This is a genomic window from Nocardia anaemiae NBRC 100462, assembly GCF_001612725.1.
Taxonomy (GTDB): Bacteria; Actinomycetota; Actinomycetes; order Mycobacteriales; family Mycobacteriaceae; genus Nocardia; species Nocardia anaemiae.
In genome coordinates this window covers 1-17,151 of record NZ_BDAZ01000061.1, presented here as the reverse complement: position 1 = coordinate 17,151, position 17,151 = coordinate 1, and the positions used below count along the sequence as shown (strand labels likewise).

Sequence of the window (17,151 nt, the reverse complement as noted above, 5' to 3'; positions counted from 1 at the left end):
CGCGAAACGCTCACCGCGGTGGACCGGATGACATTTCGCATCGAACGCGGTTCGGCGGTGGGCTATATCGGTGCGAATGGGGCGGGCAAGTCGACCACGATCAAAATGCTGACCGGCATCCTGGTTCCCACCTCGGGCACCGTGCGCACCTGCGGCCTCGATCCGGTGCGACAGCGGCGCGAACTCGCCGCCCGAATCGGGGTGGTGTTCGGGCAGCGCTCTCAGCTGTGGTGGGATCTACCACTGCGCGAATCGTTTTCGATTCTAGCGGCGATCCACCGGCTGGAATCCGATATCGCGCAAAAACGTACCTACGAGTTGGTCGAACAACTGGAGATGGCCGAAACGTTGGACACTCCGGTGCGCCAGCTCTCGCTCGGCCAGCGCATGCGAGCCGAGGTCGCCGCGGCGCTGCTGCACTCGCCCGAATTGGTCATCCTCGACGAGCCGACCATCGGCCTCGATGTGCTCTCGAAACAGCGACTACGTGAATTCCTGCGTGCCGAACGCACCGAGCGCGGCACCACACTGTTGCTGACCACCCACGATATGGGCGATATCGAGCGGCTCTGTGATCGGGTGCTCGTCGTCGACCGCGGCTCTCTGGTGTACGACGGTTCACTGACCGGCCTGGCGGTGCGGGTGGGCGCGCGGCGGGTGCTGGTGGTCGATCTGGCCGAACCGACCCGCAATCTCGACGATCTGCCCGGCGCCGAACTGTTGACCAGCGAGGGCGGGGGCATGCGCCAGCGATTGGCCTTCGATGCCGAAACTACCACCGCCGCACAGGTTCTCGCCGACGTCGCCGATCGCGCCGAGGTTCGCGACCTGTCCATAGAGGAGCCGGACATCGAGGACGTGGTCCGGCGGATCTATGAGTCCGCCTGGTGACCGACGCAGCTGTCCGGCTCCGATTCGATTGATATTCAGGTATTTTCGGGTTCGCGAGCGCCCTGGTCAAGTCGGAACGGCGGATATTCGTCACGCATCAGCGAGGCGTAGGCACCCACCCGGATCGACCACCGGTGCAGGCCGAGCAGGAAATCGAACAGGGCCTTGGGATATACCGCCGTGAAAAGCAGTGCCAGCACTGCGACCAGCACCAGCACATTCGCCAGCGTAAATCCGCCCCACCCGTACTTGCCGCCCATACCCGCACTGAATATCGCGGCGAGGATCAGATAGTGTGGAATGGCCAGCAGCCACCATTTCACCAGCGCCAGACCACGACTCAGCTGCGTCGGATAGTCGATCTCCAGATCCGCCGGGTAATCCGGATCCGACTTCAGACTGAACGGCGGATACCTATCCGTGCCGAGGACCGAGTAGGCGTAGAAGCCGACCCGCCAACCCCAGCGCATGACGCCGACATTGAAGTCGAACAGTGCGCGCGGATAGTTGCCGGTGATCAGAATCGCGAAGAATGCGACCACCGAGACGATCGCGTACGCGATATAGAGGAATACCAGAATAATGGCGTGTGGGATGGCCAGGATCCATTTGACCAGCCACATCCAGCGCGATAGCGCGGGATCGAGATCTCCTCGGACACGAACCGGGTTGGCCGGGCCAGGGGCGGCGACGGTGTTCTCGGGCTCCATGATCGATGCTCCTTCCAGGTGCTTCGATGCCTCGACAACGAGTGGAATGTCCTGATTGTCCCGTACCAGACCTCCGGCCCAGACCACGTTCCGATACCGACACGCCAACGAAAAGGTGGCCGCCGTCGTGGCGAATCCCCCAGTGCCGCAATGGCCCTGCTGTAACCTCAGCTCGGCGCTTGGCCCTGCGCCGAGTACAGACTGACCTCGCCCTCCTCGCCGAGGAAGGCGTTCACCAGCATGATCTGCCCGGCTTCCAGCTCGTCCGGGTCCGGGGCGCTGGTGGTGATCGAGATCTGCGGAATCACCGCCCAGTTCACGACATAGCGTTCGGGTGGGCCGTCGTCGTCGGACAGGCGCGCGAGTCGAAACACCGACACCGTCTTGCGGAGGATGAGCGTGCGCACGACCTCGGCGATTCGCTCCGGATCTTCCAGCGCGAACATGAACCCGAACGTCAGCTCGGGTGAAGACACATAGGCGGGCACAAAGACCGAGGCTAGTCGATCGAACGGCGTCGTGGGCGCGCCTCGCCGGAAGTGGTTGCTGCCCATGCGCTCAACGATTTCACCAAGGTAGGAAAGTCGGCGGTTATGTGACCGATCCGTAACGGATCATAACGATTTCCCGGCAGCTCATCTGTTTCTACACCATGCTATTGCGCCGATTCGACTATCGCGCTTTCCTGAAAAGGTCCCGATTTTCTCGGGCCGTCTTCCTCATCGCATCGTCGCGGATTTCCCGGTTTCTTTGCCGTGCTGGTCGACTGTGTGGAGGGCGATCCGGGTGCGGGGCTGCGCCGGAGCCGAGGGGTGCCCCTCCCCGAAATCCTCCTCGGCCCTGGCGCATCCAAATACACACCCATCGCCACCGCAGGGGCGTGCATCATGCCTACCGAATACGCAGCGGGTCGTATCGAAGCCGACGAGCTGCCATCGCCATCGGCGCTACTGCGCGCATTTCGTCAACCCCACGGCCCGAATCGACACCGGCACCGTGTGCTGGCCGCGGCACGCGAACTGGTCGAATGCCATGAACACAGGCGCGATGCCCTACTGGCGGCGCATGCGCCGGACGCGTCGAGCGGATGCGTCGCGCGGTGCCTGCAACTGGTCGAAGACCTCGACGCACACCGAACCGAACTGATCGGCCATATCGACAATTGGGTCGCCGGCAATGTGGAGCACCGCGCGGGCGCCTCGCTGCACACCGAGACGCTGGGCGCCGTCATCGATCGAATGGCAGCGAAATGGGTTGCGGCACAACACGCATTGGGTATCTCGGCACCGGTCCAGCCGCCGCATCCACTGCAGTTGGACGATGACGCCCAACTGCAGTGGAGTCGGTTGGCCGAGCTGGCCGACGGGTACAAGGACCTGGTCACCGATGTGACCGAACACCGGCGCAGGCTGCCGGTGTGGTGATCAGCGGGAGTTCTCGACCCCGCTATCGATCATTCTCGGGCTCGACCACTTCCGCCTCGACGAACGAGGTACTCGGCTCGACCTCCGCGTCATAGGACACATCGGCCTCCTCGACGAGATCGTTCGGGCGCTGTGCCGCGGCATCCTTGCGCGCGGCGGCCGCGGCCTCGTTCATCTCGATGGCGTCGGTGATCCACTCGCCGATCTCCCGGGTGACCTCCGCGACAGTGCCGGTGATGATATTCGCAATATTTCCGACATGTCGCGCACCAGAGGAAGTCAATTCTTGAATCAGATCCTTGTTGCTTTCGAATTTACCGATCATTCACACGCCCACTTCGGTTGTGTTCCGCTGTCGCATCACGATAACACCGGGCGTGGACTCCTTCCCGACCAAGAAAGGCGGTAGTGCAAGCTTGCAAATCTTCAGCCACACCGACCCGACTTGCTTACCGAGCGAACCGGTGTTGTACGGCAGTCCATACTTCTCACACAGTTCGCGAACCTCCGGCGCGATCTGCGGATAGCGATTCGCGGGCAGATCGGGGAACAGGTGGTGCTCGATCTGGTGCGACAAATTGCCGGACATGATGTGGAACAGCTTGCTGCCAGTGATGTTGGCCGAGCCGAGCATCTGCCGGACATACCATTCACCGCGAGTCTCCTCCGCGGTCTCATCTTCGGTGAACGTCTGTACGCCCGTGGGGAAGTGGCCGCAGAAGATGATGGAGAAGGCCCACAGGTTGCGCACCAGATTCGCGGCGGCGTTTCCGGCGAGTGTGCTGACGAACAGCGGACCGGTCAGTGCCGGGAAGACGATGTAATCCTTGAGCACCTGCCGACCGGCCTTGCGCCACTGGCCTTTCAGCAACCGCTTGACGTCCGACCAGCTCTTCTTGCCCCGGAGGATGTTCTCCACCTCCAGGTCATGGCCCATCACACCCCATTCGAACAGCACCATCAGCGCGAAGGCGTAGAGCGGCTGGCCGAGTCGCAGCGGGTTCCACTGCTGGGCCTCGTCCATGCGCAGAATGCCGTAGCCGATATCGCGGTCCATGCCGTGGATATTGGTGAAGGTGTGGTGCATGTAGTTGTGCGAATGCTTCCACTGATCCGCCGGGCAGACCGTATCCCATTCGAACTCACGGGAATTCACGCCGCTTTCGCGCATCCAGTCGTACTGGCCGTGCATGACGTTGTGGCCGATCTCCATGTTGTCCAGGATCTTCGACACACTCAGCGCGGCCACCGCGGCCAGCCAGAACGGCGGCAGGAAACCGAGGTACATCAGACCGCGCCCGGCGATCTCGAAACCGCGCTGCGCCTTGATGATCGAGTAGATGTACTCGCGGTCGGCATCGCCGAGATCGGCGACGACACGGGCACGCAGGTCGTCGAGGGCCCGGCCGAGTTCCTCGACCTGGTCCGGGCTCAGTACCAGCGGGCCGTCATTCGTTTCGGTCAGAATTGTCATTGCTGGGTCCCCTTTGTCAGATATCGATGTCGACGTCGCCGACGGGCGCATTGATGCAGAGCTGGATGGGCTGATCCGGATCGCTGTCGATGTCACCGGTTCGCACATTGCGGGTGCAGCCGCTGCGCCGAACCGCGGTGCAGGAGAAGCAGATACCCATTCGGCAGCCGTACTCCGGTGTCAGCCCCGCGGCCTCGGCCTGCTCCAGCAGAACGGCACCGTTGTTCTCGGCGCTGCGTCCGCTGGCCGAGAAGCTGACCGTGCCGAAGGCATCCTCGACGTCGACCGGCGTGGTCGACAGGGTGAATTCCTCGGTGTGCAGCCGCTGCTCCAACTGTTCCGCCTCGAAGACCTTGCGCACCGCGTCCATCAGGCCCTGCGGCCCGCAGACATAGGTCTCGCCGTCGGCGAACCAGGGTGCGGCGCGTTCGAGTTGGTCATAGTCGAAATGGCCGGAGCCGTCACCGGGATAGCGCAGTTCGATGCGGAAGTTGTTGTGCGCCTGCGCAATCGCCTCCAGCTCCGCTCGATGCGGCACCGCCTCCGGCGCTTTCGCATAGTGCAGGAAGGCGAGGTCGCCCGGATAGCCCTCCTGCGCCAGCGTGCGCAGCATGGACAGCACCGGGGTGATGCCGCTGCCGCCGCTGATCAGCAGGATCCGTTCGGGACGCGGTTCGGGCAGCTGGAAGACACCGGCGGCCGGTTCCAGGCTGACCACCATGCCGGGTACGGCATTGCGGTACAGGTATTGCGACACCAGGCCGCCCGGATGCGCCTTGACCGTCAGTTGCAGGTGGCGGTCGCGGCGACCCGCCGGATTGACCGGTGAATAGCACCTGGTGTGCCGGACGCCGTCGATCACGACGCCGATCTGCACATATTGCCCCGCGATATGGCCGCGCCACTGCCGGGTCGGGCGCAGGGTCAGCGTCACCGAGCCCGGCACCGAGCGGCGGACGTGGGTGATTTCCGCCCGCAACTCCCGAACCGTCAGCGTGGGGCGGACGAGTTCCAGGTAGCGGTCGAGCGGGTGTGGTGTGGTCAGGGTTTGCACCAGGTCGATGAGTCCCACCATGGAAATTGCCTCTGCTTTCGGGCCTCGGCGTACTCCTGAACCCTCATCGGCGAAGATTTCAGTGCACGCCTGTACACTCAAATAGTGTGACCGATAGACCGGGTCCAGTGTCAACCAGGAACTGGTGTGACCCGAACTACATCCTTGGAAAGAACGAATGGTGAACGGCTGTATGCTCACTGTGATGACCGAGACCGCAGCTACCCGGGGCGAGCGCAAGGAGCGCACCCGGCAGGCCCTGCTCGACGGCACGCTCGCATTGGCCGCCGAGCGCGGCTTCGGCGCGCTGAGCCTGCGTGAGATCGCCCGCTCAGCGGGCATTGTGCCGACCGCGTTCTACCGGCATTTCGCCTCACTCGACGATCTCGGCGCGGCACTGGTCGACGAGGGCATCCGCGCGCTGCGTCTGGCCCTGCGCCAGTTGCGTCGCACGCCCGATGCCCGACTCTCGGAGACCGTGCGGTTCGTCTTCGATCAGGTCGCCACCAAGCGCGAACTCTTCGGCTTCATCACCCGCGAACGCCGCGGCGGCTCGGCCGCCCTGCAACATGCCATCGCGCTCGAACTGCAATTGATCGTCCGCGAACTGGTCGTCGACCTGTCCCGCATTCCGGCCCTGGACTCCTGGTCCCCCGACGACCTCGAATTGGCCGCCGACCTGATCGTCTCCACCGTTGCCGACTGCATTGCCGACTACGTCGCCGCCACCCCGCGCGACCAGCCCGCGATCATCGACCGCACCATCCGACAGGTCCGCCTGATCGCACTCGGCATGGCCGCCTGGTGGCCGAACAAGCCATAGCAACTACCGGTTCTGCATGCGGCCGAACAGGTCTGCCAGCAACGCCCGCAGCTCGCCGCTGATCTCGCGGTCCCGATAAGTCGCCAAGCGCGCCATGGCCAACTCATAGCACTGACTGTCGACTCGGCTGGCGATGACCCATACGACCACAACAGTTCCATCGGTATCGACACGGTAGACAATGCGGAACTGCCGATCGGCGACCACCAACTTACGAAAAGTGGTCAGTCCAGATCCCAATGGACCGCCGCGTTTGTCGGGATCGACCTGCAGCTTACGCAGCGCCTTGAAGATCAACTTGCGCGATGAACCATCTAACTCCTCGAGATCCTCGATGGCCTCGGGCAGTAATTCGACCCGCGCTTGCCCCATCAGCCGTTGACATCCTCGTCATCGAGTGCATCGAGATCGATGCCGAACCGCGCTGCGGCATCGGCCAAGCTCACTCGCTCCCCCGTGTCTGCAGTAGAGCGAATAACCGCGAGCGCAAGAAGCTTGATGTCTTCCTCCCACTCCTCGATTCGCTGTAGCCGCTCCAGCTTCTCCATGCCGATGATCGCGGCGGCAGGTTTGTTGTTCCGGATAACGACGATGTCGTGCCCTTCGCTTGCATCAGTGATCAGCCGCGAGATGCCCTTGGCGTTGGCCTCCGTCACACTGATCAGGTCATTGGTGTCGATCTTCATGGCAGAACCCTCTCGGTGATTTACCGGAATTCTACCTTGAATTCCAGTAAGAAAACCAGGCGAAACTTCTGCGCGGAGGCACCGGACTCAGTCGGCGGCGCGGCCTACCTTCGGCTCGGCGACGCCGTCCGGGCTACGGACAGGCAATAGCGCCGCGAGACCGAGGGATAGCACCAGCACTATGCCGACAATTCCGGCGCGGTCGGCGTCGAAGGTCCAGACGAAGAAGCCGAAAAGTGCTGGGGCGAGGAAGGATACGGCGCGACCGGTGGTGGTGTAGAGGCCGAACATCTGGCCCTCGCGCCCGGGTGGAGCCAGGCGGGTGAGGAACGAGCGGGCGGCGGATTGGGCGGGGCCGACGAAGATGGTGAGCAGTAGGCCGAAGATCCAGAACATGACCGGACCGGACACGAGCAGCAGCGCAATACCGCAGACCACCATGGCGACCAGCGATATCACGATGACGATCTTCGGACCGAGGCGATCATCGAACCGGCCAGCGGTGACCGCACCGAGTGCCGCAACGACATTCGCGGCAATGCCGAACAGCAGCACATCGGAGTCGGCGATGCCGTAGACCCGCACCGCCAGGATCGCACCGAAGGTGAAAACCCCGGCCAGACCGTCGCGGAAGATCGCACTGGCGATCAGGAAGCCGACCGTGCGCCGATCCACCGCCCACAGCTCCCGCAGATCCCGCCACAGCACCCGGTACGAGCCGAAGAATCCGGCCTTGGCCGCACCGGGATCGGCATTGGTGTGCGGCAATTCTGGTACGGCGAACAGCACCGGCAGCGCGAAGGCGGCGAACCAGACCGCGGCCAGCATCGCGACCAATCGGATATTCGTACCGTCATCGATGGGCACGGCCAGTAGGCCGCGGTTATCGCCGTGGCCGGAGATGAAGCCGAAGTAACTGATGAGCAGGATGAAGATCCCACCGAAGTAGCCCATGGCCCAACCCAATCCGGAGACTCGGCCGACATCGGCCGGGGTGGAGACCTGGCGCAGCATGGCGTTGTAGGGCACGCCTGCCAATTCGAAGAATGCCGAACCGAAGCCGAGTAGGACCAGGCCGAACCAGAAGTGGTGGTAGTCGTCGTGCACGAAGAACATCAGCGCCATCGACAGGACGGTCAGCGCGGTCAACATCCCCAGTGAGCGTTTACGTTTCGCGCTCGCATCGAAGCGCTGGCCGCTGATCGGCGCGGTGAGCGCGACCACGAAACCCGCGATGCCGAGGGCCCAGCCGAGCCACGCGCTCGGTGATACCCCGCCCGGCAGATCGTCGCCGACCTTATCGGTGAGGTACACCGAGAATACGAAGGTCAGGATCACGGCATTGAATGCCGATGAGCCCCAGTCCCACAATCCCCAAGCCACCACCTGGCCGCGCCCTGCGGCCTGCCCGACAGTCGCCCGCGCGTCGATCTCCGGCTCATCCATCACCTGGCCACCACCCTCATCGAATCGCTGCGGCGCTCATGGGCGCAGCCTAGTGCGGAACTCCTCGACAGGCGGGCCAACACTTCAGGCGGTTATGCACTCAGTTGCATAGTACCGAGTGTAACGATAACCTGGCGACATGGCACTCGAACACGCGCTGCTGGTATCGCTGACCGAGCGCGCCGGTTCGGGCTATGAGCTGGCGCGCCGCTTCGACAAGTCCATCGGCTTCTTCTGGCGCGCAACCCATCAGCAGATCTATCGCGTGCTCAAGCGCATGGAGGAATCCGGCTGGCTCAGCAGCGAGGCGGTGGCCCAGGAGGGCAGGCCGGATAAGAAGGTCTACTCGGTGAACGAGGCGGGCCGGGCAGAACTGGCGCGCTGGATCGCCGCGCCGACCGATACCTCGATGCCGCGAAACGAACTCGGCGTGAAGATCCGCGCCGCCGCGCACGGCGATATCGCGGCGCTCTGCGACGAGGTCGTCCGGCATCGCGAGCAGCACAATCAGCGCCTGGAGCTGTTCCGGCTCATCGAGAAACGCGATTTCGGGGCTCCGGATCAGCTTTCCGGTACCCCACTGCACCAATACCTCGTGCTGCGCGCGGGCATCCGGGTGGAGTCCGGATTCGTCGAATGGTGCGACGAAGTACTGCAAGCCCTGCAACCACGTGCGACAGCCCCGCACGCGGACACGAAGAAAGGTGAGACTCAGCGATGAGTTCGTTCCCCCATCTTTTCGAGCCCCTCGATCTCGGCTTCACCACACTGCGCAATCGCGTGATCATGGGGTCGATGCATACCGGCCTGGAAGATCGCGCCTGGGATACAAATCGGCTCGCCGCCTATTTCGCCGAGCGCGCCCGCGGCGGTGTCGGTCTCATCATCACCGGCGGCTACGCCCCCAACCGCACCGGATGGCTGCTGCCGTTCGGCGCGAAACTCACCAATAAGTCCGAGGCCTACCGGCACCGGGTGATCACCAAGGCCGTACACGAAGAGGGCGGCAAGATCGCCATCCAGATCCTGCACGCGGGCCGTTATTCCTATATGCCGGGCAGTGTTTCGGCATCCTCGATCAAGGCGCCGATCAATCCGTTCCGGCCGCGCAAGCTGTCCGCACGCGGGGTCGAGCAGACCATCGACGACTACGCCCGCTGCGCGAAGTTGGCACAGTTCGCGGGCTACGACGGTTGTGAAATCATGGGCGGTGAAGGCTATTTCATCAACCAGTTCCTCGCGCCGCGGACGAATAAGCGCACCGACAAGTGGGGCGGCTCGCCGGAGAACCGGCGCAGGCTCGCGGTGGAGATCGTGCGGCGCACCCGCGCGGCGGTCGGGCCGGACTTCATCATCATATTCCGTTTATCCATGGCCGAATTGGTCGAGAACGGGCAGACTTTCGACGAAATCGTCGCGCTGGCAAAGGAACTCGAAGCAGCGGGCGCCAGCATTCTGAATACCGATATCGGCTGGCATGAGGCGCGGGTGCCGACCATCGTCACCTCGGTGCCGCGGGCCGCCTTCGTCGAATTCACCGCGAAGATCACCGAGCAGGTGAACATTCCGGTCTGCGCGTCCAACCGGATCAATATGCCCGAGATCGCCGAGGAGATCCTCACTCGCGGTGAAGCGCAACTGGTTTCGCTGGCGCGACCGTTCCTCACCGATCCGGAATGGGTGAACAAGGCTGCCGCCGATCGGGTCGACGAGATCAATACCTGCATCGCGTGCAACCAGGCGTGCCTGGATCACGCCTTCCAGCACAAGACCGTCTCCTGCCTGCTGAACCCGCGCGCTGGCCACGAAACCGAACTGAAGCTGCTGCCGACACGGCGCACCAAGCACGTCGCGGTGGTCGGCGCGGGCCCGGCCGGACTGTCGGCGGCGGTGAACCTCGCCGAACGTGGGCACCGGGTCGATCTTTTCGAGGCCGACGACAAGATCGGCGGGCAGTTCGATATCGCGCGCCGGATTCCGGGCAAGGAGGAGTTCAACGAGTCGATCCGCTACTACACCAGGATGCTGGAGGTCACCGGCGTGACCGTGCATCTGAACAAGCGGGTCACCGCGGCGGAGTTGCTCGAGGCGCGCTACGACGAGATCGTGCTGGCCACCGGCGTGCGCCCGCGCATTCCGAGTATTCCCGGCATCGACCACCCGATGGTGCTGTCCTATGCCGAACTGGTGCGCGAGGAACGGCCGGTCGGCAAGCGCGTCGCCGTTATCGGTGCGGGCGGCATCGGTTACGACGTGAGCGAATTCCTCACTGTCGAGGGACATCCCACCCTCAAGCTCGACGAGTGGAAGGAAGAGTGGGGCGTCGACTCCGCGGACGAACAGGCACGCGGCCAGCTCACCAAGCCCAAGCCCGCACCGGCTGCCCGCGAAGTCGTTCTGCTGCAACGCAAGTCGACCCCGTTCGGCAAGGACCTCGGTAAGACCTCCGGCTGGGTGCACCGGGCGGCGCTGAAGGCGAAAGGCGTCGAGCACGTCGGCGGCGTCAACTACGAACGTATCGACGACAACGGCCTGCACATCAGCTTCGGCGAGAAACGCCAACGCCCCCAACTGATCCCGGTCGACAACGTTGTCATCTGCGCAGGCCAGGAATCCGTCCGCGAACTCGAAGAACCGCTGCGCGCCGCGGGCGCCAACATCCACCTGATCGGCGGCGCCGACCTAGCCGCCGAACTGGACGCCAAGCGCGCCATCGACCAAGGCACCCGCCTAGCGGCGCGCCTCTAGCGCAGCCCTGGGCCGTTGATCACCATGCGCTGGTGCAGGCAAATTTCGAGAGTGCCCGCCACCAGCGCGTTCTCGACGCCACAGCAAAGGGGGCGGCAGGTGCTGAGCGAGCGTGGCCGTTCGACCCGCGGCACCTGCGGTGGGATCCTGGACTCTTGATCAGAATGTGCTGGTGGAGGCGAATGTCGAGAGCTGCCCCCGAGGGGTAGATTCTCGATCCAACTCGACGGTGGGGTGTGGGGTGGTGGGTGGGGTGGGTCGCTTAGGCTGCTGTTGTGAGTTTGCCGTCTGCTACCTCTGAGAATCGTGCGGTTGTTACCGGTGCCTCTTCTGGCATCGGGACTGCGCTTGCCGCTGAGCTTGCTGCGCGCGGGTATTCGTTGATCCTGGTTGCGCGGCGGGGTGAGGTGTTGACCGAGCTTGCGCAGCGGTTGACGTTGGCGCATGGGGTTGCCGCGGAGGTGCGTGCGGTTGATCTGGCCGATCGGACGGCGCGGGCGGCGCTGGTCGAGGAGTTGGCGGCGCGCGATATTTCGATCCTGTGCAATAACGCCGGTATCGCGACGTTCGGTGCGGTCGCCGAGTTGGATCCGGCGTATGAGCGGGCGCAGATGGAGCTCAATGCCGTCGCGGTGCACGATCTCACCCTGGCCGTGCTGCCGGGCATGATCGCCCGGGGTGCCGGTGGCATCCTGATCAGCGGTTCGGCGGCGGGCAATATGCCGATTCCGAACAATGCGACCTATGCGGCGAGCAAGGCGTTCGCCAATACCTTCTCCGAATCGCTGCGCGGCGAATTGAAGGGCTCCGGCGTGCACGTCACCCTGCTCGCCCCGGGGCCCGTTCGCACCGAAATCCCCGACGCGGCCGATGCCTCCATCGTCGACCGCATGGTGCCCGACTTCATGTGGGTCACCTCCGAGTACACGGCCAAAATCTCCATCGACGCCCTGGCCCGCAACAAGATGCGCGTGGTCCCCGGCCTGATCAGCAAGGGCATGAGCGTCGCGGGGCAATACGGCCCCCGCGCCCTCACCGCCCCCGTAGCAGGCGCGTTCTACAAGAAGCTCGGCGGCTGAGTACAGCCGCCAACGCCGGAATCCGCGGGATTCAGCGAGCGCGGGCGCATCACAGTCGCGGTCAGCAACCTGTCAGGAAACATCTCGGGTGTGTCAAGGATCCGTCAGCATCACCCATGAGCTGCGGGCTGCGGCGTAGTCCTGATATCGGCCCCGCATGCCGAGAAAGCGGGGGGCACCCAGGAGAACCACGTGACGCTGCTCGAAATCTTCCCGTCGCTGCGCTCGGGAATGCCTTCGCGCCTCGACTCCGCGGTCTGGCCGCGGGATACCCACTACGACGACGACGGCAGAATCACCCTCGGCGGGGTCGCCCTCGCCGATATCGCCGACCAGTACGGCACCGCCACCTATGTGCTCGACGAGCATGAGGTCCGCACCCGCTGTCGCACCTACCGGAAGGCCTTTCCGGAGGCCGAGATCATCTACGCGGGCAAGGCGCTGATGATCCGCGCGGTCGCGGAATGGGTTACCCAGGAGGGACTTTCGGTCGACGTATGCTCAGCGGGCGAACTCGCCATCGCGACAGCGGCCGGTGTCGATCCGAAGCGAATCGTGTTACACGGCAACGGCAAATCCTTCGACGAACTCGAAGTCGCCCTGAAGAGCAGCGTAGGCCGGATCGTGGTCGATTCGCTGACCGAGATCACCCTGCTCTCCGCACTGGCCACCAAACCGCAGCAGGTCCTGCTCCGACTGTCGCCCGGCATCGATGTGCACGGGCATCTGGCCGTGAAAACCGGTGTGCTGGACCAGAAATTCGGCTTTCCGCTCGGCAGCAAAATGGCAGACGAGGCGGTCGAACGCATTATGCGCCAACCGAACCTCGAGCTGATCGGCTTGCACTGCCACCTCGGTTCCCAGATCCACGATCCCGACCACTACGGCGAGGCGGTGCGCCGGATGATCGGCGAAATGGCGAGGATTCGTGACGATTACGGCCGGATTCTCACCGATCTCGACCTCGGCGGCGGTCATGCGGTCGCCTACCGCAGCGGTGATGCCGAGATGAATCCGAACGAACTCGCCGACATCATCGACGATGCCCTGGACGCGGCCTGCGCTCGAAACCACTTCCCGCGCCCGAATATCGCCCTGGAACCGGGTCGCGCCATCGTCGCACGCGCGGGCGTGACGCTGTATCGCGTCCTCTCGGTCAAGCACATCGAGGGCGGGCACACCTACGTCACCGTCGACGGCGGTATGGGCGATAACGCGCGCGTCGCGCTCTACGGCGCGAATTACGAAGTGGTCGTTGCCAATCGGCATCCATGCGGCCCGCAGATGACCGCGACGGTTGCGGGTCGCTACTGCGAGGCGGGCGATGTGCTGGCCACCGACGTCCAACTCCCGGCCGATCTGCGCCCCGGAGAGGTGCTCGCGGTGCCATGCACCGGCGCCTACCACCACAGCCTCGCCTCGTCCTACAACAGCGTCGGTCGCCCGCCGGTTATCGCGGTACGCGACGGACGCGCCCGCCAGCTGATCCGCCGCGAAACCACCGCCGATCTACTCGCCCGCGATATCGGCAACTGACGGGCACGGTCTCAGACTTGTCCGGCGGCGTATTCGATGAACCGGCCGAGCAGGTCGTGCAACCGTCGGCGTTCGGCCGCCGAGAACGGCGCGAGCAATTCGACGACCACCGCATCGGCGGTGCGATTGGCGGCCGCTAGTCGCTCACGCCCGCTGGGTGTGATGTGCACGGCATAGCTGCGCCGATCTCGCTCGTCTTTGCGCCGCTCCGCCAGACCCTGCCGCTCCAGTTCATCAATGATGTAGACCATCGACGACTTGTCCAGCTGCAGTCGGTCGACCAATGCGCGCTGACTGAGCGGCCCTGCTTCGGCAAGACAACCGAGCACGCCGAGATGACGCAGTTCGAGCTGCTGTTCGCGCAGTGCACGATTGGCCGCCGCGCGGGCATAGCGATGCGCGAGGTAGAGCTGACCACCGATCTGTGCGCCGAGCTGCTCCGAAGTGTCCACGAGCAAACTATAACTGATGACAGATCGTCTGAATTCAGATAGTTTGCACACATGAAGATTGTCATCGTGGGCGCCGGGCTGGCCGGACCCTTGCTCGCCCAGGGACTGCGCCAAGCCGGAATCACCGTCGAGCTCTACGAACGCGAAGCCGCGGGTAAGCACAGCCAGAGCTATCGGATCGCCCTCGAACCGGAGGGCGACCTCGCATTGCGCGCCTGTCTGCCGTCGGACCGCTACGAACGCATCGTGGCTACCGCGGGCAAGCGCGGTACGGGGGTGCGGTGGCTCGACCCGCAACTGCGCGTCGTCCGAGAGATGCTGGTGCCGCCGACGGCCGATGAGGATGTGCACGGACGGCATCTGACCGTCGACCGGCTCACACTGCGCAAGATCCTGCTCACCGGCATCGACATCCATCACGGCGCATCCTTCGAACGCTTCGAGCTGCTCGACGACGGACGGGTCCGAACCTACTTCGACGACGGCACGGTCACCGATGCGGATCTGCTGGTCGCCGCCGACGGCACCCATTCCCGCATCCGTACCCAATGGCTGCCGGACGCCGAGGTGGTCGAAACCGGCCAGGCGGAGATCTATGGCAAGACAGCGCTGACCAGCGCGATCCGCGGGCTGACCCCGGACGCCGCACTGGACGGATTCAGCGTGGTCGCGGGTACCGACGGCCGGTTCATGTCGCTGGCCGCCCACGAATTCGCGTCCGGCGACGGCGATGACTACCTGATGTGGGTGGTCGCCGCGCCGACCGCGACGATTCCGGCCGACCTGTCCACAATGACCAGGCAGCAACTACAGCAGACCGCCACCGAACTGATCGCCGACTGGCCCGAGAATCTCGCCGCACTCGTGCGCCACGCCGATCCGGAATCCGTCCACAACACCACGATCCGGACGGCAAAACCGTTGCCGCACTGGGAAACCGGTCCGGTCACGCTGATGGGCGACGCCATCCACACCATGATCCCCGCCGGGAGCAGCGCGGGGACAGCCCTGCGCGACGCCGCACTGCTGTGCCGCCGCATTACCGAACGGACCGGTTCACTGCGCGACGCGGTCCACGCCTACGAAACCGAAATGCTGGCCTACGGCTTCGCGATGGTGGAGCACTCGCTGCGCAGCGCTACCTGATCCTCACAGCGCCCCATTTGCAGGTCCACCGTCTCCTTATCCGCAGACCAGCGCCCGCCCGGCACTGCTCGGCGGTGCTCGCGCTCAGCGCTTACGGGTGCCGAAAATGCTGCGGCTGATCTCTCGTCCCGCGGCGGTCGCGGCCGAACGCAGGAAGCTCTTCACCGCCGGATTCTTCATGATGCGTTCGACGGCGGATTCCTCCTCGGGGGCGGCCTTCGAACGCCCCGGCGCCGGAGCGGCCTCCGGTTTCTCTTCTACCGCAGCGACTTTCGCGGCCATGATCTCGTAGGCCGACTCGCGATCGATGGTCTGACCGTACTTCGCGGCCAATGCGCTGGACAGCGCCCGTGATTTGATCTGATCCGCACCGATGGTATCCATCAGCGAGCGCGGCGGCTGAATCCTGGTCCACGCCACGGGAGTTGGGGCGCCGGTCTCCGAAAGCACCGTCACGATCGCCTCACCGGTTCCCAGCGAGGTGAGCGCCTGCTCCAGGTCGTAGACACCGGTCTTCGGGTAGGTCCGCACCGTCTTCGACAGCGCCTGCTGATCGTCGGGAGTGAAGGCACGCAGTGCGTGTTGAATGCGCGCACCCAATTGGGAGAGTACCGAATTCGGGATATCGGTCGGCAGCTGAGTGCAGAAGAAGACGCCGACCCCCTTGGATCGGATCAGCTTGACTGTCTGCTCCACCTGCTCCAGGAATGCCTTCGAGGCATCCGCGAACAGCAGATGCGCCTCGTCGAAAATAAAGACGAGCTCCGGCTTTTCGACATCACCGACCTCGGGCAGCGTCTGGAACAGATCGGCGAGCACCCACATCAGGAAGGTCGAGAACATCACCGGCCGCGCGGCCTGCGCACCGAGTTCGAACAGCGTGATCACGCCTTGCCCGCCCTCGGTCCGCAGCAGATCGGCCGGATCCAGTTCGGGCTCACCGAAGAAGGTGTCACCGCCATCGGACTCGAGATTGACCAGCGCGCGCAAGATGACACCCGCGGTCGCCGCCGAAACCCCGCCGATGCCCTTCAGATCTTCCTTGCCCTCCGGGCTGGTGAGATGGGTGATAACGGCGCGCAGATCCTTCAGATCCAGCAGACCGAGACCCGCCTTATCCGCCCAGTGGAAAATCAGTCCGAGCGTGGACTCCTGAGTCTCGTTGAGCTCCAACACCTTACTGAGCAGCACCGGCCCGAATGCGGTGATGGTCGCGCGGATCGGGACCCCGACACCACCGGTACCGAGCGAGACGAATTCGGTCGGATAACCGGTGGGCGCCCAATCCGGCGCACCGGTCTCGGCGGCCCTGGCGCTGAGCCTTTCATCGACCTGCCCCTCCTGCGCGAGCCCGGACAGGTCACCCTTGATATCGGCGAGCACCACCGGAACCCCGGCCCGCGAGAGCTGTTCGGCGATGCACTGCAGCGTCTTCGTCTTGCCGGTACCGGTCGCACCGGCGACCAGCCCGTGCCGATTCATGGTGCGCATCGGAATCCGCACGCGCGCAGTGGGATCCACGGACCCGTCCACGACAACGGTGCCCAATTCCAGTGCCGCTCCATCGAACGCGTACCCGGCCGCGATCTGCTGCGCCACCGACTGTTCCGCGGCTTGCGCGGTCTTGTTCGCCGCCAACTGCGCGGATTCCGCCGCGGCAGCGCTGGCGGCCGCGGTCTGCG

18 protein-coding genes are annotated in these 17,151 nt (G+C 64.4%); 8 read left to right on the top strand and 10 right to left on the bottom strand.

Translation table 11 applies throughout. From position 1 onward, the window contains the following. The first annotated feature begins 27 nt into the window (after positions 1-27). A complete protein-coding gene (locus tag NA5_RS29750) occupies positions 28-891 on the top strand; it encodes an ABC transporter ATP-binding protein (protein ID WP_245672458.1) in 864 nt (287 codons plus the stop codon). Positions 892-926: 35 nt separating this feature from the next. Here NA5_RS29750 and NA5_RS29745 read toward each other — a convergent pair whose 3' ends face one another. Both NA5_RS29745 and NA5_RS29740 read right to left on the bottom strand, forming a co-directional pair. Beyond that, positions 927-1,601, bottom strand: coding sequence for a DUF4389 domain-containing protein (locus NA5_RS29745; RefSeq protein ID WP_062992121.1), 675 nt, complete (start codon positions 1,599-1,601; stop codon positions 927-929). A 167-nt stretch (positions 1,602-1,768) separates the two neighbouring features. Next, positions 1,769-2,155, bottom strand: a complete 387-nt coding sequence (locus NA5_RS29740; RefSeq protein WP_245672457.1) for a hypothetical protein — start codon at positions 2,153-2,155, stop codon at positions 1,769-1,771. Between the two features lie 333 nt (positions 2,156-2,488). Here NA5_RS29740 and NA5_RS29735 point away from each other — a divergent pair, with 333 nt between their 5' ends. Next, entirely contained in the window at positions 2,489-3,025 is a 537-nt protein-coding gene (locus NA5_RS29735; RefSeq protein ID WP_062992117.1) for a DUF4254 domain-containing protein, read from the top strand. Between the two features lie 22 nt (positions 3,026-3,047). Here the strand turns inward: NA5_RS29735 and NA5_RS29730 are convergent, their stop codons facing one another. From NA5_RS29730 to NA5_RS29720, 3 genes are read right to left on the bottom strand one after another with little or no spacing between them, the layout of a single operon-like run. Continuing rightward, entirely contained in the window at positions 3,048-3,350 is a 303-nt protein-coding gene (locus tag NA5_RS29730; protein WP_062991988.1) for a hypothetical protein, read from the bottom strand. Continuing rightward, positions 3,351-4,499 carry a fatty acid desaturase family protein gene (locus NA5_RS29725; protein WP_062991986.1) on the bottom strand — a complete coding sequence of 383 codons (1,149 nt, stop codon included), beginning with the start codon at positions 4,497-4,499 and terminating at the stop codon, positions 3,351-3,353. Positions 4,500-4,515: 16 nt separating this feature from the next. Next, positions 4,516-5,574: a ferredoxin reductase gene (locus tag NA5_RS29720; RefSeq protein ID WP_062991984.1), complete on the bottom strand. Its 1,059-nt coding sequence runs from the start codon at positions 5,572-5,574 to the stop codon at positions 4,516-4,518. Between the two features lie 184 nt (positions 5,575-5,758). Between NA5_RS29720 and NA5_RS29715 the strand changes: the two genes are divergently transcribed. Beyond that, the gene (locus NA5_RS29715) at positions 5,759-6,376 is read left to right on the top strand and encodes a TetR family transcriptional regulator (protein ID WP_245672456.1); all 618 of its coding nucleotides are present in this window, start codon (positions 5,759-5,761) and stop codon (positions 6,374-6,376) included. A gap of 3 nt (positions 6,377-6,379) precedes the next feature. Here the strand turns inward: NA5_RS29715 and NA5_RS29710 are convergent, their stop codons facing one another. The 3 genes from NA5_RS29710 to NA5_RS29700 all read right to left on the bottom strand — a co-directional run bounded on the left by NA5_RS29710 (position 6,380) and on the right by NA5_RS29700 (position 8,508). After that, a complete protein-coding gene (locus NA5_RS29710; RefSeq protein WP_062991980.1) occupies positions 6,380-6,748 on the bottom strand; it encodes a type II toxin-antitoxin system RelE family toxin in 369 nt (122 codons plus the stop codon). Further along, positions 6,748-7,062: a type II toxin-antitoxin system Phd/YefM family antitoxin gene (locus tag NA5_RS29705; protein ID WP_062991978.1), complete on the bottom strand. Its 315-nt coding sequence runs from the start codon at positions 7,060-7,062 to the stop codon at positions 6,748-6,750. The genes NA5_RS29710 and NA5_RS29705 overlap by 1 nt, the downstream gene beginning before the upstream one ends. Before the next feature lie 87 nt (positions 7,063-7,149). Then, positions 7,150-8,508, bottom strand: a complete 1,359-nt coding sequence (locus NA5_RS29700) for an MFS transporter (protein WP_062991976.1) — start codon at positions 8,506-8,508, stop codon at positions 7,150-7,152. Between the two features lie 139 nt (positions 8,509-8,647). Here NA5_RS29700 and NA5_RS29695 point away from each other — a divergent pair, with 139 nt between their 5' ends. The 4 genes from NA5_RS29695 (at position 8,648) to lysA (ending at position 13,871) form a co-directional block, all read left to right on the top strand. Continuing rightward, positions 8,648-9,229 (top strand): PadR family transcriptional regulator, encoded by a 582-nt coding sequence (locus tag NA5_RS29695; protein ID WP_062991975.1) that lies wholly within the window; start codon positions 8,648-8,650, stop codon positions 9,227-9,229. Further along, positions 9,226-11,256, top strand: a complete 2,031-nt coding sequence (locus NA5_RS29690; protein WP_062991973.1) for an NADPH-dependent 2,4-dienoyl-CoA reductase — start codon at positions 9,226-9,228, stop codon at positions 11,254-11,256. Before NA5_RS29695 ends, NA5_RS29690 begins: the two co-directional genes overlap by 4 nt. A 275-nt stretch (positions 11,257-11,531) precedes the next feature. Beyond that, positions 11,532-12,335 (top strand): mycolate reductase, encoded by an 804-nt coding sequence (gene cmrA, locus NA5_RS29685; protein WP_062991971.1) that lies wholly within the window; start codon positions 11,532-11,534, stop codon positions 12,333-12,335. 192 nt (positions 12,336-12,527) lie between these two features. Continuing rightward, on the top strand, positions 12,528-13,871 hold the full coding sequence (lysA, locus tag NA5_RS29680) for a diaminopimelate decarboxylase (RefSeq protein WP_062991969.1): 1,344 nt from the start codon (positions 12,528-12,530) through the stop codon (positions 13,869-13,871). An 11-nt stretch (positions 13,872-13,882) separates the two neighbouring features. On the opposite strand, the gene NA5_RS41445 is transcribed toward lysA, so the two are convergent. Continuing rightward, positions 13,883-14,323, bottom strand: coding sequence for a MarR family winged helix-turn-helix transcriptional regulator (locus NA5_RS41445; RefSeq protein ID WP_062991967.1), 441 nt, complete (start codon positions 14,321-14,323; stop codon positions 13,883-13,885). A 51-nt stretch (positions 14,324-14,374) separates the two neighbouring features. Here NA5_RS41445 and NA5_RS29670 point away from each other — a divergent pair, with 51 nt between their 5' ends. Beyond that, positions 14,375-15,469 (top strand): FAD-dependent oxidoreductase, encoded by a 1,095-nt coding sequence (locus NA5_RS29670; RefSeq protein WP_062991965.1) that lies wholly within the window; start codon positions 14,375-14,377, stop codon positions 15,467-15,469. 84 nt (positions 15,470-15,553) lie between these two features. Here NA5_RS29670 and NA5_RS29665 read toward each other — a convergent pair. Beyond that, positions 15,554-17,151, bottom strand: a 1,598-nt coding sequence (locus tag NA5_RS29665) for a helicase HerA-like domain-containing protein (protein WP_062991963.1), incomplete at its 5' end; no start/stop codon positions are given.